This window comes from Paenibacillus oryzisoli (genome assembly GCF_001653565.1).
Classification (GTDB): domain Bacteria; phylum Bacillota; class Bacilli; order Paenibacillales; family NBRC-103111; genus Paenibacillus_E; species Paenibacillus_E oryzisoli.
Genome location: NZ_LYPB01000072.1, coordinates 157,382 through 175,178, shown reverse-complemented (window position 1 = coordinate 175,178; position 17,797 = coordinate 157,382). Strand labels below are relative to the sequence as shown.

Annotated in this window: 19 protein-coding genes; 7 read left to right on the top strand and 12 right to left on the bottom strand. The window is 45.8% G+C overall.

The genetic code is table 11. The features are described 5' to 3' along the window. The first annotated feature begins 158 nt into the window (after window positions 1-158). The 3 genes from A8708_RS18230 (at window position 159) to A8708_RS18220 (ending at window position 3,420) form a co-directional block, all read left to right on the top strand. Window positions 159-830 carry a LexA family protein gene (locus tag A8708_RS18230; RefSeq protein WP_068665963.1) on the top strand — a complete coding sequence of 224 codons (672 nt, stop codon included), beginning with the start codon at window positions 159-161 and terminating at the stop codon, window positions 828-830. 11 nt (window positions 831-841) lie between these two features. Then, window positions 842-2,056 carry a tyrosine-type recombinase/integrase gene (locus A8708_RS18225; RefSeq protein ID WP_068665961.1) on the top strand — a complete coding sequence of 405 codons (1,215 nt, stop codon included), beginning with the start codon at window positions 842-844 and terminating at the stop codon, window positions 2,054-2,056. Window positions 2,057-2,391: 335 nt separating this feature from the next. Next, entirely contained in the window at window positions 2,392-3,420 is a 1,029-nt protein-coding gene (locus tag A8708_RS18220; RefSeq protein WP_068665959.1) for an alpha/beta hydrolase, read from the top strand. A gap of 1,216 nt (window positions 3,421-4,636) precedes the next feature. Here A8708_RS18220 and A8708_RS18215 read toward each other — a convergent pair. The 9 genes from A8708_RS18215 to A8708_RS18175 form a co-directional block, all read right to left on the bottom strand. After that, window positions 4,637-5,986, bottom strand: a complete 1,350-nt coding sequence (locus tag A8708_RS18215) for a deoxyguanosinetriphosphate triphosphohydrolase family protein (protein WP_420848576.1) — start codon at window positions 5,984-5,986, stop codon at window positions 4,637-4,639. 236 nt (window positions 5,987-6,222) lie between these two features. Beyond that, window positions 6,223-6,810: a GTP cyclohydrolase I FolE gene (gene folE, locus A8708_RS18210; RefSeq protein WP_056617551.1), complete on the bottom strand. Its 588-nt coding sequence runs from the start codon at window positions 6,808-6,810 to the stop codon at window positions 6,223-6,225. Between the two features lie 44 nt (window positions 6,811-6,854). Beyond that, window positions 6,855-7,076 (bottom strand): YneF family protein, encoded by a 222-nt coding sequence (locus A8708_RS18205; protein ID WP_028555371.1) that lies wholly within the window; start codon window positions 7,074-7,076, stop codon window positions 6,855-6,857. Window positions 7,077-7,245: 169 nt separating this feature from the next. Next, window positions 7,246-8,277 carry an HD-GYP domain-containing protein gene (locus A8708_RS18200; RefSeq protein WP_068665955.1) on the bottom strand — a complete coding sequence of 344 codons (1,032 nt, stop codon included), beginning with the start codon at window positions 8,275-8,277 and terminating at the stop codon, window positions 7,246-7,248. A 34-nt stretch (window positions 8,278-8,311) separates the two neighbouring features. Then, window positions 8,312-8,848, bottom strand: a complete 537-nt coding sequence (locus A8708_RS18195) for a methylated-DNA--[protein]-cysteine S-methyltransferase (protein ID WP_068665953.1) — start codon at window positions 8,846-8,848, stop codon at window positions 8,312-8,314. 1 nt (window position 8,849) lies between these two features. Continuing rightward, window positions 8,850-10,040 (bottom strand): tRNA epoxyqueuosine(34) reductase QueG, encoded by a 1,191-nt coding sequence (queG, locus tag A8708_RS18190; RefSeq protein ID WP_082927610.1) that lies wholly within the window; start codon window positions 10,038-10,040, stop codon window positions 8,850-8,852. Between the two features lie 31 nt (window positions 10,041-10,071). Continuing rightward, window positions 10,072-10,671 carry a signal peptidase I gene (gene lepB, locus A8708_RS18185; RefSeq protein ID WP_068665949.1) on the bottom strand — a complete coding sequence of 200 codons (600 nt, stop codon included), beginning with the start codon at window positions 10,669-10,671 and terminating at the stop codon, window positions 10,072-10,074. Continuing rightward, window positions 10,672-11,226, bottom strand: a complete 555-nt coding sequence (locus A8708_RS18180; RefSeq protein WP_068665948.1) for a DUF402 domain-containing protein — start codon at window positions 11,224-11,226, stop codon at window positions 10,672-10,674. A 142-nt stretch (window positions 11,227-11,368) separates the two neighbouring features. Continuing rightward, window positions 11,369-11,800 (bottom strand): GNAT family N-acetyltransferase, encoded by a 432-nt coding sequence (locus tag A8708_RS18175; protein ID WP_068665946.1) that lies wholly within the window; start codon window positions 11,798-11,800, stop codon window positions 11,369-11,371. Window positions 11,801-12,341: 541 nt separating this feature from the next. On the opposite strand from A8708_RS18175, the gene A8708_RS18170 reads away from it, so the two are divergent. Both A8708_RS18170 and A8708_RS18165 read left to right on the top strand, forming a co-directional pair. Beyond that, a complete protein-coding gene (locus A8708_RS18170; RefSeq protein WP_068665944.1) occupies window positions 12,342-12,566 on the top strand; it encodes a hypothetical protein in 225 nt (74 codons plus the stop codon). A gap of 96 nt (window positions 12,567-12,662) precedes the next feature. After that, window positions 12,663-13,274: a superoxide dismutase gene (locus A8708_RS18165; protein ID WP_028555379.1), complete on the top strand. Its 612-nt coding sequence runs from the start codon at window positions 12,663-12,665 to the stop codon at window positions 13,272-13,274. Window positions 13,275-13,313: 39 nt separating this feature from the next. On the opposite strand, the gene A8708_RS18160 is transcribed toward A8708_RS18165, so the two are convergent. Together A8708_RS18160 and A8708_RS18155 are read right to left on the bottom strand one after the other, a co-directional pair. After that, window positions 13,314-14,249 carry an NPCBM/NEW2 domain-containing protein gene (locus A8708_RS18160; protein ID WP_068665942.1) on the bottom strand — a complete coding sequence of 312 codons (936 nt, stop codon included), beginning with the start codon at window positions 14,247-14,249 and terminating at the stop codon, window positions 13,314-13,316. Window positions 14,250-14,385: 136 nt separating this feature from the next. Beyond that, window positions 14,386-14,730: a DUF805 domain-containing protein gene (locus A8708_RS18155; RefSeq protein ID WP_068665940.1), complete on the bottom strand. Its 345-nt coding sequence runs from the start codon at window positions 14,728-14,730 to the stop codon at window positions 14,386-14,388. Between the two features lie 179 nt (window positions 14,731-14,909). Here A8708_RS18155 and A8708_RS18150 point away from each other — a divergent pair, with 179 nt between their 5' ends. Next, window positions 14,910-15,593 carry a Crp/Fnr family transcriptional regulator gene (locus tag A8708_RS18150; RefSeq protein ID WP_068665938.1) on the top strand — a complete coding sequence of 228 codons (684 nt, stop codon included), beginning with the start codon at window positions 14,910-14,912 and terminating at the stop codon, window positions 15,591-15,593. 22 nt (window positions 15,594-15,615) lie between these two features. Here A8708_RS18150 and mutY read toward each other — a convergent pair whose 3' ends face one another. Next, window positions 15,616-16,740, bottom strand: a complete 1,125-nt coding sequence (gene mutY / locus A8708_RS18145) for an A/G-specific adenine glycosylase (protein ID WP_068665936.1) — start codon at window positions 16,738-16,740, stop codon at window positions 15,616-15,618. A gap of 104 nt (window positions 16,741-16,844) precedes the next feature. On the opposite strand from mutY, the gene A8708_RS18140 reads away from it, so the two are divergent. Beyond that, window positions 16,845-17,417 carry a hypothetical protein gene (locus A8708_RS18140; protein ID WP_239696760.1) on the top strand — a complete coding sequence of 191 codons (573 nt, stop codon included), beginning with the start codon at window positions 16,845-16,847 and terminating at the stop codon, window positions 17,415-17,417. Window positions 17,418-17,797: the final 380 nt, after the last annotated feature.

Here is a 17,797-nt window from a genome sequence, read left to right as displayed (position 1 = left end):
ACTATAGCCGCCTTTCATGTATTCTCGAATGCATGTCCCCATCTTATCCGATTATTTTCGGATAGTCAACCGAATAAATTCGGATTATTTTCTTTCTTTTTCGGTTTTATTCGGATATAATGAAATTAAAAGATGTCTGTTATAGGAGCGTATGAAGAATGGAACGAGGTAAGCATACCGAATTTGAATTAAAGCTCAGAGAAAGCATCGCAAAAAATCTAAAAACATTATTGAATGATAATCGAATGACTCAAAGAGAATTAAGTTTACAGACTGGGATTCCTACCAGCACTATTTCTGACTACCTAAATTCAAAATCCTTAGCAGTACCAGGTAACATACAAAAGATAGCGTTTGCTTTAAAAGTTTCAAAAGACAGGATTGATCCAAGTTTTGCTGACGCTACTCCCACCCCATTTGATGCTCTACCAAAGGCTATTCCTCTCATTGGTACTATCTGTGCTGGGGATGGACTTTTAGCTAATCAAAATATAGAAGGATACGTTTACTATCCTTATTTAAACAAGCCCCAACCAAATTACGCTCTTAAAGTGAAGGGCACCAGCATGAGCAGCATTGGTATTGAGGACGGTGATATTGTTTACATGCGACAAGCCGAATGGGCTGATTATAGTGGACAGATTGTTGCTGCTCTAATAAATGATAATGAATTAGGCACATTAAAACGCATGAAATGGTCCGAGGGTTCTAACAAAATACAACTGCTCCCTGAGAATCCGGACTTTGATGCAATTGAAGTCTTACCCAATCAAGTGCAGATATGCGGTATCTATATGGGACATTTTAAAACAGTTGATATTCATGAATAGGAGCTAACTATATGGCAATAGGTTCTTTTCGTCGCCGCGGCTGCACGTGTAAAAAGAAAAAATGTACCTGTGGGGCTAAGTGGTATTTCCGATTTGATATCGGTCCGGATCCTAAAACTGGCGAGCGCCGACAACGAGAAAAGGGTGGATTTGCAACAAAGGCTGAGGCTGAGGCTGCTGCCAAACAGATACACACTGAATTAATACAAGGAAATTTTGTTGAGGGAAAGGATATTACGTTCGACGAATTCTCCAAAACATGGTTAGAAACTTATCAACTTAGCGGAAAAGTGAAGCCAAGTACGATTAGAGCAAGAAGTTTTGCTCTAAAAAAACTAAAATGTTATCTGGCTCGAATCAAAATGAAAGATATTACTACTGGGATGTATCAAAATATATTAAATGCTTTAAAATTCGCCGGCAGTGCAGATAGTAGCTTATCTGGCATTCATGCAACAGGCAGTATGATTTTCAAAAAAGCGGTAGAAAAAGGCATTATTAAACGAGATCCAACTGAATACGCTGAGTTACCGAAGACACAACAAACCGTTGAAGAACTTGAACGAGAAGAAAAATTACCGAAGTTTCTCGAAAAAAATGAATTGAGAACTTTCCTTAAAACTGCCATTGAAGACGGCCTAGATCGTGATTACCCCATTTTCATTACATTGGCTTATACGGGTATGAGAGTAGGTGAGCTTTGTGCCCTGAAATGGAAAGACATAGACTTTAATGAGCATACAATTAGCATCACAAAAACGGTATATCATGGAGATGGAAACGTTAAGGATTATAAATTATTAACGCCAAAAACAATTAAGTCTATTCGAATAATTGAGGTTGAATCTGCAGTGATTGCTGAACTAGATAAACATAGATCATGGCAAAAACTGATTCGTATGAAGCACCGTAATAAATACTACGATAATGATTTTGTATTTGCCAACGCTAGTCGATATCCTGGCTATCCTGAAATCAGCATTAACGTAAGAGATCGAATGAAGAGACTACTAAAATTATCAAATCTCAATGAATCTTTAACTCCCCATTCGCTAAGGCATACGCATACCTCACTTCTTGCTGAGGCCGGAGTAGCACTAGAAACAATAATGGATCGACTAGGTCACAATAATGACTCAGTAACAAAAAGCGTCTATCTTCATGTAACAAAGTCTAAGAAAAAAGAGGCTTCCCAAAAGTTCGCTGAACTCATGAGAAGCCTTTAATCAGAGGCCCTATGTGGGCAAAATGTGGGTAAATAATTTTCCCCATAAAAAAATCCCTTGATATACAAGGGTTTATATAACATTCTAAGTTATGTCCAGTATAACGAAACAAGATGGAACCGTAAAGGTCGAACATCTCTTTTTCCCATTATTACAGGACCGTTACAGTAGGCTTACAAATGCCGCATCCACATTGACTTGTAAGCGCATTCAGAATAATATTAAAGTACAACAACACTTATCAGAATATTTAAACAATTAAACCTCCCACTCATGTTTCACACTACCTAGCAGCATTTCACATACACACATCTTCATGGAGGGAGGCTTATCAGATGTCTACAACTACTCTAAACCCTGTTGCAGGATCGCTTCAGCCCACACTTGATCAGGTTATTACACAACCATTTCTACGTAGAAGAAAGCTCATTGTTACGACTCTTTTGGCCTTATTGATTGTATGTACGTCCGTTGTTCTTATCTTCCACGCTTACATTGCTTGGACCTTGGCTAGACCACATATTGAGCCTCTGCATTCGAATCCGATGAAAGCTGTCCGACTTCCATACACGAACATCTCCTTCCCCAGTCACAATGGTGCATCCAACTTAGATGGTTGGTTCATCCCGGCTGCTAGCTCGAGTAAAACGGTCATTTTCTCACATGGCTATGGTGGTAATCGTGAAGAAGAATGGGTGCCTTTATACACCTTGGCCCGCGAGCTTCATAAAAAGCAATACAACGTTCTCATGTTTGACTATGGCTATGTGAATCCTACGAGTAGTCGCCTCATGACCGGCGGCGTTCAGGAATCCCAGGAACTGCTTGGGGCCATCGATTACGTCAAACAGTCTACTGGCGGTTCGATCTTTATTTGGGGCTTCTCTATGGGGGCAGGTACTGCCTTACAGACAGCTCTGCAACAAAACGGAGATATTTCAGGGATGATCCTAGACAGCACCTTTCTACTGAACTCGGACACCCTTTATCAAAATATGAATCAAGTCGTGCGTTTGCCAAAGTACCCTTCTCTACCGCTTGTTCGTTTATTCTTCCCAATACTGAATGGCGTGAGCTTGCATGACGTGCCCTTTACCAAGGTGACAACAACATCCTATGAGATGCCGATCTTCATGATTCATGGCACCAATGATAACAAAGCACCTCATGTTCTCGTCGAGGCCATGTTCAAGCAGCAGCACAACACCGCCTCTAAGCTATGGATTCTCCCTAATGCACAGCATGAACTTCTGTATCGTGCTGAGCCCAAAACGTATGTGACCCGCACAATGGACTTCCTTAACAGTATTGAACCATTGGCCACATCCGAGCACGTTAACGCTGGTATTCCCTCCTCCCTATAAAATCGACCTCTGATGAGGTCGGTATTTTTTTGCCGTTTTGCCCGCTTGCATGCCCAGACGAATAAGACGTAAGCCCGCGCCTACCCTTCTACTCCAAAATCAGCAATCCTCTCAACCCAATCCTCCTGCGTCGCAACTTAACTGGAAAACCTACAGCTATTTCCAGCTTATTTCGTTGATTTTCCAATTTAAATGGGAAAAGTACAGCTAAATGCTGCACTATTCGCTATTTCCCGTTATAACCATCAAATTAACTACAGGAAATCCATCTATTCATCTAAAGGGTGCCAAAACAGCCCAAATTAGCTGTATAAAATCCAGTTATTCGCGTTGGCGGTGAGGCTCGCGCCGATTTTGCTTGCCATGCTGCTGGTACTGGCACGTGAGGACCTGAAAGATAAAATAGCTACTTGTTTGGTGGCGGTTTATGATACTTGGATGCTGACTGTTGCTTTGGGCTGGTTATGGTACTTGGCTGGATGACTACTGTTGGTATGGTTTATGGTACTTGGCTGGTAATCAATGCTTGTGGCTCGTTTTTGTTACTTGGCTGCTGACTGTTGCTTGGGGCTGGTTATGTTACTCTACTGCTGACTGCTATTTGAGTCTGGTTATGTTACTTGGTTGCTGACTGATGCTCGAGGCTGGGTATGTTGATTGCTGGCTTATGTTAGGTAATAGTTGAAGAATGTCTGGTGGCCGCTGTCTGTTGCAGTCATTGTGGATAGTAGTTTAAGTAGCTTAGCTCTTGAGATCTTAGATCTTAGATCTTAGATCTTTGAATCTGGGATCTTGGGATCCTGCACTTGGGCATTGTGCGCTCTCCACTTAATCACCAGTACCACTCAACTCTGTTGCAACGAACTTAACTGGAAAACCTACAGCTATTTCCAGCTTATTTCGTTGATTTTCCAATTTAAATGGAAAAAGTACAGCTAAATGCTGCACTTTTCGCTATTTCCCGTTATAACCATCAAATTAACTACAGGAAATCCATCTATTCATCTAAAAGGTGCCTAAACAGCCCAAATTAGCTGTATAAAATCCAGTTATTCGCGTTCTCACTAGCGCCAGCGGTAGAGGGAGGTTGATAACTGGCTTATAAATCGCCCGGAAGGTGTACCCGCAGTTAGTTACCTACAGTTACCTATAGTCACTCATAGTCACTCATAGTCACTCACAGTCACTCACAGTTACTTACAGCTACTCACACTTCTCAATCCATCTCATAAATCGAGCCCGATTTACTCGCGAACAGCTCCGCATACACCTTCTCGGCGTAGGCGTCGGTCATGCCCGAGATGTAATCCGCGACGAAGCGCGGCCAGCTCCAATTGCTGTTGATGCTGCGTCGCTCGTAGCTGTCAATCCAGTCGGGCGGGATAATCCATTGTCCTTTATCCTTATGGATGAAGCTGTCCCAGAGGCGCTCGACGATGATTTCGCTGCGCTTCTGCAGGCGCAGCACGCGGAAATCCTTGATCAGCGTGACCCACGCTAATTTCTTGAGGATTTCCATCGTCCGCAGCAGATCCATGTCCTCTACGCCGTCTCTGACGAGGGCGACCTTCTTCCAGCCACGATCCGTGTCGTCGATAATATCCAGCCGCGAAGCAAAAGAGCTGACCCAGCGAGCCTTCATCTCTCTGCGCGTCCGTGATTCCTCACGGTTGCATTCGGCGAATATGAGCTCCCATTGCTCCAAATAATCGTGCAGCACGCGGCGCACCATCTGTTCGATATCGACTTGCTCCCACCCGAACTTGTGCTGGTTGGGATCATTCAATATCTCCATCACGAGATGTCGAATTAAGCGCTGATCCTCGAAAAAGGTAGCGTTCATTTGAATTTTGCCTGCCCGAATGCCATCCTCGATATCATGCGTAGAATACGCAATATCATCGCACAGGTCCATCAATTGTGCTTCCAGCGTGGAACAACCCGCAGGCATCTTCCAGATGTCCCGCAGCTCCTGAATAACGTCCCACTCTGCCCCGTAAACACCCTTCAAGCGCCCCTCTTCTTCAATTAGAAAAGGATACTTATTGATGCCGAGAAGCACAGCTGCCGTCAGATCTAGGCCACTCTCGCTGCCCGCTCGTTTTTCCAGAAACATGAGGATACGGAAGTTTTGCGCGTTGCCCTCATATTTCAAGCCGTGATCCTTCAAGAGGATATGATTGAGTACCTCTTCACCCTTATGTCCGAAAGGCGGATGACCGAAGTCATGCGCAATGGATGCACACTCGACCACGGTCGGATCGATGATCAGGCCTGGATGTTCTCTTTTGCTCAAAAAGGGATTCGTCCGCTCTAAACGCTTCGCCACTTCCCGTGCGATCTGTGCAACCTCCAAGGAGTGCGTTAGACGTGTCCTATAGTAATCGCCAGAGCCTGCTCCGAACACCTGAGATTTGCCCTGTAAACGCCGAAAGGTCGGTGACTGAATCAATCTTGCGTAATCCCGTTCAAATTCATCTCGTTCTTCACTCCATTTCGAGGAAGCTGCCTCACCAGGCCGATATTTCCGTATGTTGTTCATATGTTTGCCTCCTCTAGCCCTCATGCGCGTAAGGCGCCGATCTCACATGTATTCTGCCCCTCAAACGATTGCACACACTGCTAACAGTTTATGCGAGAGCATGTACAATAGTCACCATCCGACCCCCTGATGCAGAAGGATTATATTTAAAAAAGAATACTATATTCTCCATCCCCCAACAAGTCTAACCTGATGCACATTTAAAAAAAGGGAATGATGCACAAGACCATTGTCTTCATGCACATTCCCCGGTTCTCTTCTTATTTTAATAAGGATAGAAATTCCGAACGCAGTGTTGCATCCTTACGGAAGGATCCGCGCACAGCCGATGTTACGGTTTGACTGCCGTATTTCTTCACACCTCTTGCGCACATGCACATATGCTCACCTTCAACGACAACCATGACGCCATGCGGCTTAAGTACATCGAATAAGATATCAGCAATTTCAGAGGTAATCCGTTCTTGCACCTGCAACTTGCGTGTAACCACATCAACCAAACGAGCAAATTTGCTGAGACCAGCCACTTTACCGCTTGGTAAGTAACCCACATGAACTTTGCCGAAGAAAGGTGCCATATGGTGCTCACACTGGCTGTAATACACGATATCTTTGATAATAACAAGCTCTTCATGCTGTTCATCAAACGTAACGCCGAGCACTTCGCGAGGATCTGCTGCATACCCTGCAAAAATTTCTTCATACATACGCGTTACACGAGCTGGCGTATCTAGAAGCCCTTCCCGATCTACATCTTCACCAATCAGTCGCAAAATTTCACGGACATGACTTTCAATCTGCTCGCGATTCTCCGCGACTAGACCGTTTTTATAATCGATGGATGCCATCTTCTCTATCACTCCACCCTAGTTCTTAAAATTAAGAATGTATTTTACTTCCGTTTTTGATTGAAATTTTGATTTTTCATCATTTGTTGTGCTTTATTCAATTGTTGTTTATTCATGTTGTAACCCATTTGCTTCGCCATTTTGGCTAGCATCTCAGGATTGTTCTGCATGGATTCCAGCTGTCTCTTCAGATAGAATACACCAATAAAGAAACCGCCGACCAAACCAACAATCAATGTGAGAATGGGAATAAGATAACTCCACATAATCTGTGCCCCCTGCTTGTACAAAGTTTAGAATAGAATGCTTGTTCTATCATATCATTACTGTTCCACGGTTTACAAACAAAATAAACGACTGCATCGTCCATTAAGGACGAGTGCGTTTATGGAGAAATATAGCCGATTTATCGAGTGAAACATATATTCCTATATTTTAAAGAACTTGTTCAATGAAAACAGTTGTTTCCTTGGCCAGATCGATTTCTTTGATCTCCAGCAATTTATCTGAGGCGTCCTGCTTCACAATTCGAATAATCGGGCGAGTCGGAAGCCCTCTGTGCTGTCCGACGACAACGCCAGTCTCGCGATTGGTCAACCGAACCGAAGTACCTGTCGGATAAATCGAGACAATTTTCATAAATTGAATCAACACATCCAAGTCTAGCTTCGTCTCCGCCAGCGCCAGCATATACTCACAAGCTTCATGCGGCAGTTTACGGCGTCCTGCAGACATATCAAACAACAAGTTGTCGTACATGTTAGCGACGGCGGTTATTTTGGCATAGAGATGAATTTCTTCGCCCGTAATTCCTCTCGGAACGCCTTCTCCATTCAATGTCTCATGATGCTGGAAGGCAACATGGGCTATGAGCAGATTAAACTCACGCTTACTCTTCAGGAGCTCAAATCCACGCCACGTATGGTGCCGCCTCGGATCATCGGATTCGTCGTCTGTGAGCAGCTCCACTTTGCCGATATCGTGGAGCAAGGCCCCCATGGCCAGATCTTTCAATTGCGTCGCATTCATCCCCATATTCATCCCGATGAGCACGGACATCATACACACGTTCATCGCATGGATGTACATTTGATTGTCCTGTGTCCGGATATCGCTCAGTTGTACGAGGACATCACGATTCTTCATAATTTCATCTAATAGTGTGTTGATCGACAAGCTGACGTTGCGCGAGTTGAACTCTTTGCCCGACTGAATCGCTGCGAACGTCTGCCCCATCTGGGTCATCACAAGCCGCTTCGTTTCGTCCGACAGGATCTCCGGAACTTCTACATCGGCCAGGTTCGGGTCTTTGATGTAAATCATCGTCACACCAATGCGATTCAGTGTATTAATCATAAATACGGTTAGCTGCACATCCTCAGATAGCAAAATAGCTCCATTGCTGGCATATATCGTGCGTCCCAGGTAGTGGCCAGCCTCCACCGAATCCAAATGCACATATTTCATAGGATTCACTCCACATGTTGTAATTGTTGAACTTCTAGGAGAACAGTGTTCGTTGTTCCAAATCTAATAAGTGCACTTTGGTCGGAAGCCCACCGCCATAACCCACGAGATCGCCGCCAGCTCCAATGATCCGGTGACAGGGGATGATGACAGGAATCGGATTCTGATTGTTCGCTCCCCCTACTGCTCGAACCGCTTTAGGCGAGCCAATCGCTTCCGCTATATGTTTATACGATGCGGTCTCCCCATAAGGGATCGTCTGCAAGGCCAGCCATACACGCTTCTGGAACTCCGTCCCTTGTAGATCCAGATCCCCTTCAAAGCTCTCTCGTTCTCTCTTAAAATACTGCGTTAACTGCTCCGCGACGGGCGCGAGCTGCTCCGCATTCTCGTTCAGTTCAAACGCCCCATACCAACGCTCTGCCCATCGCTCACGTTGTTCTCGATTCTGCTCATACGTACCGAACTCGACCTTGCAGAGGCCTTGTGGGGATGCCACAAGCACAAGGGAACCGATGGGTGAATCGATCTCCGTATAGGTCAGCAAGACTGTCTCCTGCGGCTGTTTCATCTTATCCCTCCTGTACGGCCACTGCTTGACTGTTCTGCCCAGCTATGGCTTTCTCGATGTCTGCTTGGACTTGCGGCTCTTGCTCAGCCGCAGCGGCTTTACGTAAAGCCGCGAACGCTTCCTCGCCGCCGATGCGCCCGAGCGCCCACGCTGCGGTAGCCCGGATCTCCGGGCGAGGATCGCTCCGCAGCAGCTCTGTCAGGACCGGCACCGCGGTGCCGTCCTTGAAATTGCCAAGCGCAATGATCGCATTGCGCTGGATGGGCTTCTTGCCGCGCCAGGATGCGGCGATGCGCCCATACTGCTCTTTGAAATCCTTGTTCGACATCGTGAGCAAGGGAATAAGGAGCGGCTTGACCTTCTCAGGGTCAGGCGTAAGCTCGGGATGATGCGTCCAGTTCATCCCCTTGTTCTTCGGGCAGACGACCTGGCACGTATCACAGCCGTAGAGTCGGTTGCCGATCTTGCGTTTGTATTCATCATCCACGTACCCCTTGGTCTGGGTGATGAAGGAGATGCAGCGGCTCGAATTGAGCTGCCCAGGGCCGACTAGCGCCCCTGTGGGACAAGCATCGATGCATATCGTACAGTCCCCGCATTGATCCATAATACCTATATCGGATTCGAATGGGATGTTCGTGATCATTTCGCCCAAATATACCCACGATCCCCATTCGGGGGTGATGACGGCGCAGTTCTTGCCGCTCCAGCCGATACCGGCACGTTCGGCGACGGCGCGGTCGACGAGGGCACCGGTGTCGACCATGCTCATCAGCCTCGCCTCCGGCACGCGTTCGGCGATGAAGGCCTCCAGCTTCGCGAGCCGGTCGCGAAGCACGTCGTGGTAGTCGCTCCCCCACGAGGAGCGCGAGATCATGCCTCGATACGCCCCAGGCTCCGATCGGGGCGGGTTCTTCAGCTTCGACGGGTACGCGACGGCGATCGAGATGATCGAGCGCGGCGCCTCGAAGCTCAGCTCCGGGTGTACCCGCTTCTCGATATCCGGCTCCTCGAAGCCGGATTCGAAGCCCTTCTCCCTATGACGGAGAAGGATGTCTTTCAATGCGTGGAACGGCTCCGCGGACGTGAAGCCGATCTTATCTATGCCAAGAGAGGATGCGGCTTCCACGATCTCTTGTTGTAACTTGCGCCAGTCTGTTGTCTCTGCATGGGAAACCGCCAATTCGCTCACCCTCTCTGTTTATATCATCTATACGTTATAGTTACAGCTTTCCCGCCATGTCTAACGGCCATAACACGAAGTCCGCTCGTCCTTGAACGAGATTGATTGGTATGACTCCGAACAGACGGCTGTCTGCACTTGCTGCTAGGTGCCGATTATCGCCCATGACGAAGATTTCACCGGGTCCGACTTCAGTCGGTCCGAAGTCCCCATCTTGTATGGGCGTATCCGTGTATGTCTCCGAGACTTTATCGCCATTTACATAAAGATCTCCTTGGCGGCCCTGCACCTCATCGCCTGCGATAGCAATGACTCTTTTGACCAACAAGGGGTGCTGCGGTAACGCTAACTTCTCCGGTTCTTCGAGAATAACAATTTCACCGCGGCTCGGCGCTTTCAAGTAGGTGATCGCTTTGTTCACGAATAGCCACTCACCTTCGTGGAGCGTTGGATCCATCGAGTGACCGCGCACCGTAGATAGATTAAAGCCGAATTGATGAACAAGGATAACAACAAGAAGAGCTACGAGAATGGATTTGGTCCAATCCCACAACTCGTGCGCGAAGCTTTTCGATTCTTGAACATACCCTTGCGCAGAAACTTGCCTTTTCGAATCCTCTCGCCTGACTAAGAAGCTCATTCAACTGCCTCCGCTCTTATACTTTTCCCATTGCTCATAATAGTAGATCACCATGTCGTCCTGGAAAGGGGGCTTGTCCTCATTCACTAATGTCAGCAGTGTTGCGAGCCCCTCCTTCACCTTCGTTTCGACAAGGGCCGAGTAATGGTAAGCAAGCTTATGACGCTCATATTCATCCTGATCGACAATATGTACGGTGCGATCCGGTAACCGAATCACGTCCAAGTCATAATCGATATACGTTAAGATGTTGCCATTTACATACAAAGGAGAAGCCACATTACAGTAGTAGCGCACGCCGGTTTCCTCCATGAGCGCAACGATATTAAACCACATTCTTGGAATAAAAAAAGAAACCCCAGGAACACGGCTAACCCACTCTTTACCATCCGCTTCTTGAATCTTAGTCTGACTATTAATGAACACAAGCATGCCCTGTTTCTGATGCTCTTCATGGAGCATACTTGCAGGAACTTGCCAATTGGTCAACCACATGCGGTGGAGATGCCCGTCGTGTTTGAAGCTTTTTATCACATACGGCGTGAAATTATCCATGTTCCAAGCTCCTCTGTAAATTGCTGCCGAAACGTCACCTTATTATACTAGAAAAGCATATCTGACCCCCAATTGCAATGGCGGCACAGATATGCTCCCTATAAGCTAACTTAATTATTTCCCTACCCGTAGCAAGTAAAGCCTACACGCTTACTTTTTTCACAATGCTAAGTCGATGAGCGGTTCTGGAAAAGTCATCTGAACTGTAGCCAGCAGACTCATACACAGGCAGCACCATTTCATTGTGCACATCTACTGTCACCATAATTTTCTTCACATTCCGCCCGAGAAACCGCTGCTTCATTGCCTCGATCAAAGCTTTGCCGATACCCTTACGTTGATATGCTGTTGCGACTGCGATCCTGTAGTAGTAGCCATTGTTGTTATCGATCGTGCCGATAATCATGCCTACGACTTGCTCTTCTTCTTGAGCGATTAAAACAAGCTCCGTGTCCCACGAAAGCTGACGAGCGAAGGCTTCAATCGTCTCTTCATAGCAGGTTTCCGACAGAACGTCTTCTAGAAGTTCTTTAACCGAAGAGGTATCACCAAGTTGAAATGAACGAACATGCATACGGTTCTCTCCCAATTCTATATTAATTTGTAGAGATTAATTTTCTGGTAAAGAAGTAAATACGACAAAAAAACACGAAATCCTGCTGAAAATGTGTTGAAATTCACAAAAAACTTTGTTTTTTTCGATTTATCTCTTGAAAGCGCTTAAATGCAAGCGTTTTCATTAATTTAGCCTGCATAAAAGCTGATTATTCTAGTTCTTTTTACCTCCTTGGGATTCAATATGACCTAGCCATTTAGACGCATAAAATGCAAACCGCCAAGGAACAATGTAAAACAGAACCATGAAATTGAGAATATATGGGATGGTTGCAAATGGAATTGATCCGTCGATGATTGAAGGCTGCATTTCGCACGCCCTTCAAAACCACATGATTTGTCGAAACGGGTAGTCAAAATATTGCGATAATTCGCCGCTACATCTCCAGCCGAGAGCTTAAGATTAAAGAGCTAGTGGTCGGCCTTATAAAGCATGTATGAGATGGATCAAAAAACACCATCTTATAGGAGGATATTTCATTAAGAAAGAGGTGAAACCTATGTCAGATCACAAGAATGAACTCGATCATGAACTTACAGCGCACGAATATCCCCGTAATATTCCAGATTTCCAGTTCTTAAGCACGAAGAAACCTGAAGAATGGACTGAAATCGAGCTGCTACAGCTCCATCGTACGATGGGCGACTTATCTCCCTATCTTCATGAGCAAGATACAGCCATGCACAATCAAATTACACGGGAAATGGAAAGACGTGGCATTTAAGGGATTGGCGACTTAGTAAACACAAATGTTGCTTTATTAGCTGCGTTCCTTCATAATGAAATTGAAACTACATAATTTTTAGGAGGTATTTATTCAATGGCACATCAACTACCAGCTCTTCCGTACGCTAACGAGGCTCTTGAGCCGCACATCGATGCAAAAACGATGGAGATTCACCATGATCGTCACCATAACGCTTATGTAACTAACTTGAATGCAGCTTTGGACAAACACCCAGCTCTGCATGACAAATCCCTTAACGACCTGATCGCTGACCTTAACAGCCTTCCTGAAGATATCCGTACTGCTGTTCGTAACAATGGTGGCGGACATGCTAACCACTCCCTATTCTGGGAAACAATCGGACCAGAAGCTGGCGGTGCACCTACTGGCGCACTAGCAGCTGCAATTGACAGCGAGCTTGGCGGCTTTGATAAATTCAAAGCAGATTTCGCTGCTGCTGCAACTACACGTTTTGGCTCTGGCTGGGCTTTCCTAGCTGTTGACAAAGCTGGTAAATTGAAAGTATACAGCTTGCCGAACCAAGACAGCCCGATCATGGAAGGCGAAACGCCGGTTCTTGGTCTTGATGTTTGGGAGCATGCTTACTACCTGAACTACCAAAACAAACGTCCTGACTACATCGCAGCTTTCTGGAACGTTGTTAACTGGAACGAAGTTGGCAAACGTTACGACGCAGCGAAGTAATACGGAATAGAAAAGCGACCCTGAGGGTCGCTTTTTTTATTACCTATTTTTATATAACCTTGGCGCATATAGGGCTGCGACAGCTGCGTAGTTAGGAGAAGAAACTTCAAAGCTAATTTCTAACTTCTTAACGCCTGTAACGTCAAAGAAAACGAACTGATCAGACCCAACGTACACGCCTCCCGTTGCGATTAATCGACCATCCACATAAAATTTGATTTGAGGTTTTTCAGGGGAGTTTTTGGTGTAATCGTCAACATCATAGTACGTATTAAAGGCTGCGTATTTTCCATCCAAGTTATAAATAATCTTCTGACTTGTTGCATTAGAATCCAGCATGGCACTGATACCTCTTGCATATTCAACCCCATCTCTGAGAAGCGGATGTAATTTCTCGTCTCTGAAACTGGCATCGATGTTCACTCGTTTCAAAACATTGGTACCGATAATTCTTTCATATTTCAAATCTGTTAAAGCGATGCCATTACGTCTTGCAGATTCCTCTTGATCTGCTTTGTAAGCAGCCGTTGAAGTATCGGTGTGAACATTAAACGTTGAATATGTCGTCTCGGAATCATTGGAAGCCGAAGGCAATTGCAGTTCGGAATCATTAATCGAAGGCGCCCCCGTTTGGTTGCCGTAATTTTGTGAATCCTTATATGGTATTCCATCGGATGGAACAGAACCAGCACCTTGCAATTCAATTGTCTTGGTGGCATCATTCCAATTTACTTTGAGTCCGGAGACCTCTCCAACCGCTCTAAGGGGTACATAGGATGAACCTTCATAGATGAGAGCGTTCAATTGCTTGCCATCCGGGTCTTTCGGTGCCCAAGCTTGTCCATTCAAAGTGAACTTTATTTCATGGTTTATAAATGCTTGAATCGTTTCGATATTGGATTGTGCATACGCACCGATCCCGATCCCCATACCTAGTGTTGCTGTCGCGAGAACAGATACTGCCATTTTTTTCATTGAATCCTCCAAATAGATCTCTTAGTTTTAACTATGCTTATATCTATTGTACTTGAAAACCCTTCTCATGTATTAGTAAAAATGGAAAGAGCCCTAGGTATGCCTAAAGCTCTTGGGAACAGCGATATGCGATTAGCTATCCCTTCGGATTGGGACCATATTGATTATCGTTGACGTCACTATCTTGGCAGAAAAACACGAGCAGAATGATAAACCCAATCAACGGAATGATGCCGAGCAGTATCCACCACCCACTTTTACCCGTGTCATGTAATCTTCGAAAGGCTACAGCTAGAGACGGTAAAAGGATAAATAGCGAATATAGGCCGGACAAGACTTGATCCAACCCAATAATAGCCTCCACAATACCTAACCCGATCGAAATAATAATATTGAACAAAACGAACATCCAATATTCCTTCCGACTTGCTCTTCCTGAAAATCCTACATAATTCGATAACACCTTGACATACCATTCCACCCAGCATCGACTCCTTTGCCTGTTATCAACGAACAGCAGCATGAATTCTACTCCCATTGATATTCCAGGAAGATGAATCTCATGACATCAAGTGTTAATTAGTGATTTCCCTTTACGTGCATGGAGCCTCGTTGTACCATGAAGTTAATAACTCAACGCGGAAATGAGGTGACAATTCCTTGAAATCCATTGTTCCATTACTTCACAACATCCCCCTCTTTCAAGAGCTTACGGAAGAAGATCTAGTCGGGATTGCACCACTTTTTACAATTAAGAAAGTAACAAAGGGAACTATCCTTTTTAAAGAAGGCGAAATTGGCAAGGAACTATTCTTGATCCATTCAGGTGTTGTGAAAATATATCGTTTGGACGAGGCGAAAGAGGTCACATTAGCTCTATTCCGGGACGGAGATTTCTTCGGAGAAATGTCTTTGCTCAGTAATGGCATGACCCGATCGGCAACAGCAGAAACCATGGCAGCCAGCACGATGTATGTGCTTAGTCGAACTGCCTTCACTTCGTTCATGGAAAAGAGCCCTAGGCTATGCCTAAAGCTCCTGGAAACGACGATGCAACGATTACGACATGCCAATGATCAAATCTATGATTTGACGTTCCTTGGCGTACGTTCACGTATTATTAAAACGATTCTTCGCTTGTCTGAACAGCACGGTATCACTACGCCAGACGGTCTACTTATTGATATTAAACTGACTCATCAGCAGCTTGCCAACTTAGTCGGTACGGTGAGGGAATCCGTCACTAAAGTTCTGCAGGAACTGCTGGATGATGAACTTATTCTCATAGATAAAAAGCTCATCACCTTAACAAATATTGAAGGCATTCAAGCCGAGATTCGTTAAAATTGCCCTCAGCTGCATGGCGCTATTCTTCGCATTGCTCCTGCCATTCTCTCATGATTCGTACGAATACATTGGGGAATGCATAATTCTGGAGATCCTCCGGCCCTACCCAACGATAATGGAACGGAATCCATTCTTCCCCCGTGCTTTGACGATTCGCGTCACCCAGCTTGGCACGGTATACTTTCATTTTCCACACGATATGGCTAAAAATATGCTCCGTATCCATAAACCACTCATCGGGCTGAATTCCGATCAGCTCCTGCTCGGCAAGGGCTTGGCGAAGCTCGGACATATTCTCCTCGTCGGACTGCCATCCGGATGACGGCCATTCCACATGGGGCAGCTCCCACATGCGGGCTAGCAAGCCCTCCTGCGGACGCTGTCTGATCAACCATTTGCCTGCGTTCTCACCCGTACCTTCGACGAACGCCACAGCACGCAATTCAGGACGAGGCGGTTTGGCCTTCTTTTTGATCGGAAGCGCCTCTTCCATGCCCGCTTCACGTGCCGAACAGTGCGCCATGACGGGGCATGTCAAGCAGTGCGGCGACCTGGGGGTACATACCATGGCCCCCAATTCCATTAGGGCTTGATTGAAGTCGCTGGCGGTACCTTCCAGTATGAGCTCGCGTGCGAGCTTCTCCATAATCGTCCGAGTCGACGGCTTCATAATATCTTCTTCGATGAGAAAATAGCGCGAAAGCACGCGCATCACATTGCCATCGACAGCAGGCTCTGGCTTGTTGTAGGCGATACTCAGGATCGCCCCTGAAGTGTAAGGACCGACGCCTTTGAGGGCGGAGATGTCGGCTTTATTTTGCGGGACAACGCCTTCATAACGTTCATGAACTTCTCTAACTGCTGATTGAAGGTTCCTAGCTCTCGAATAGTAGCCGAGTCCTTCCCACGCTTTAAGTACATTCTCTTCCGGTGCCGTTGCTAATGCTTCTACGGTTGGAAATTGGTCAACAAATCGATGGAAATACGGAATCACCGTATCTACGCGTGTTTGCTGCAGCATGACTTCGGAAATCCATATATAATAAGGGTTCTTACTTCTGCGCCAAGGTAAATCACGTTTATGTGTCTGGTACCACTCCAACAAGTTCTTGGAGAAATACAATTGCTGTTCTTCGCTGTACATGCTGCTCTCCTTCTCTATAGGCCGTGTTCAAGTTATAATGGATGAATGAATGGACATGGTACCATTATACGAGAAGTGTGGAACATAAAACTAGAGGTGAATGTATGCAAAACAAAGTAACGCAAAACCAACAGCAACTCGACAATAAAAGAAAAGATTGGCTGCGCGAAGCTCATGGCTTAATCCCCCTGTTGTTCATTTGGGGTGCGGAATGGGTGTTTAGTGCTGCGGTTGATTTCGCCCTGTACTGGCGCGATCTGGATTGGCTGAAGCAAGCGGCTTTCGTTACGGCTGTGGTTGCCAGTTTGATCCAAATCTGGGGGATGCGAAAAAACACTGGACAGGCCAATGAAGATACGGAACGTACCGGATGGGGGCGTCCAATATTCGTTGTACTGCCAGGGGCTATGCTCGTTGCTGCCGTGGCTTTATTAGAAGCGATTGGCGCGGTGAATCAGCTATTTGCTCCGATTTTGCGAGCTTTCTTGCTCGCCATCGGGTTCGTCCAAGTTGGACTTCTGCTCGGCAGGTCCCTTATTTATCTAGGCTTGTGGTTATTCGCGTTAACCGTGATAATGGGCGTCGGGTATTTGGGGTATTCCGATGTAATTCTCGAGGGAATGGGCGGTATTAGCCTGTTGGTTAGTGGGTATATGCTCCGCGTTTGGGCGCGGTAGGAAGTCTACGGGTGAGCAACACCATCGGGGAGCAACATTAGCATTAGCTTTAATACCAAGATCAAGATCAGATTAAGATCAAGATCAAGATCAAGATCAAGATCAAGATCAAGATCAAGTTCAAGTTCAAGTTCAAGTTCAACAACAACAACAACAACAGCAACAACAACAACAACAACAACACTAGCGCCGACGCCAAATAACTGGAAAACCTCCCGTTATTTGGCGAGAAATTCACGTTTTTCAACGATTAGATGGATTTTCTGCATCTATTTTCGCCGGATCGAGCTAGTTTAGCTCAATCGGCTGAATTAACGGCAGAAAATCCATCTATTTGCTTTAAATGCTGGAATTTCGTCTGTTTAACTGTAGAAAATGCA

Excerpts from the sequence above, each read along its gene's own strand:
- A8708_RS18230 (WP_068665963.1), top strand. The coding sequence starts at position 159 with ATGGAACGAGGTAAGCATACCGAATTTGAATTAAAGCTCAGAGAAAGC.
- A8708_RS18225 (WP_068665961.1), top strand. The coding sequence starts at position 842 with ATGGCAATAGGTTCTTTTCGTCGCCGCGGCTGCACGTGTAAAAAGAAA.
- A8708_RS18220 (WP_068665959.1), top strand. The coding sequence starts at position 2,392 with ATGTCTACAACTACTCTAAACCCTGTTGCAGGATCGCTTCAGCCCACA.
- A8708_RS18215 (WP_420848576.1), bottom strand. The coding sequence starts at position 5,986 with ATGAGGGCTAGAGGAGGCAAACATATGAACAACATACGGAAATATCGG.
- folE (WP_056617551.1), bottom strand. The coding sequence starts at position 6,810 with ATGGCATCCATCGATTATAAAAACGGTCTAGTCGCGGAGAATCGCGAG.
- A8708_RS18205 (WP_028555371.1), bottom strand. The coding sequence starts at position 7,076 with ATGTGGAGTTATCTTATTCCCATTCTCACATTGATTGTTGGTTTGGTC.
- A8708_RS18200 (WP_068665955.1), bottom strand. The coding sequence starts at position 8,277 with ATGAAATATGTGCATTTGGATTCGGTGGAGGCTGGCCACTACCTGGGA.
- A8708_RS18195 (WP_068665953.1), bottom strand. The coding sequence starts at position 8,848 with ATGAAACAGCCGCAGGAGACAGTCTTGCTGACCTATACGGAGATCGAT.
- lepB (WP_068665949.1), bottom strand. The coding sequence starts at position 10,671 with ATGAGCTTCTTAGTCAGGCGAGAGGATTCGAAAAGGCAAGTTTCTGCG.
- A8708_RS18180 (WP_068665948.1), bottom strand. The coding sequence starts at position 11,226 with ATGGATAATTTCACGCCGTATGTGATAAAAAGCTTCAAACACGACGGG.
- A8708_RS18175 (WP_068665946.1), bottom strand. The coding sequence starts at position 11,800 with ATGCATGTTCGTTCATTTCAACTTGGTGATACCTCTTCGGTTAAAGAA.
- A8708_RS18170 (WP_068665944.1), top strand. The coding sequence starts at position 12,342 with ATGTCAGATCACAAGAATGAACTCGATCATGAACTTACAGCGCACGAA.
- A8708_RS18165 (WP_028555379.1), top strand. The coding sequence starts at position 12,663 with ATGGCACATCAACTACCAGCTCTTCCGTACGCTAACGAGGCTCTTGAG.
- A8708_RS18160 (WP_068665942.1), bottom strand. The coding sequence starts at position 14,249 with ATGAAAAAAATGGCAGTATCTGTTCTCGCGACAGCAACACTAGGTATG.
- mutY (WP_068665936.1), bottom strand. The coding sequence starts at position 16,740 with ATGTACAGCGAAGAACAGCAATTGTATTTCTCCAAGAACTTGTTGGAG.
- A8708_RS18140 (WP_239696760.1), top strand. The coding sequence starts at position 16,845 with ATGCAAAACAAAGTAACGCAAAACCAACAGCAACTCGACAATAAAAGA.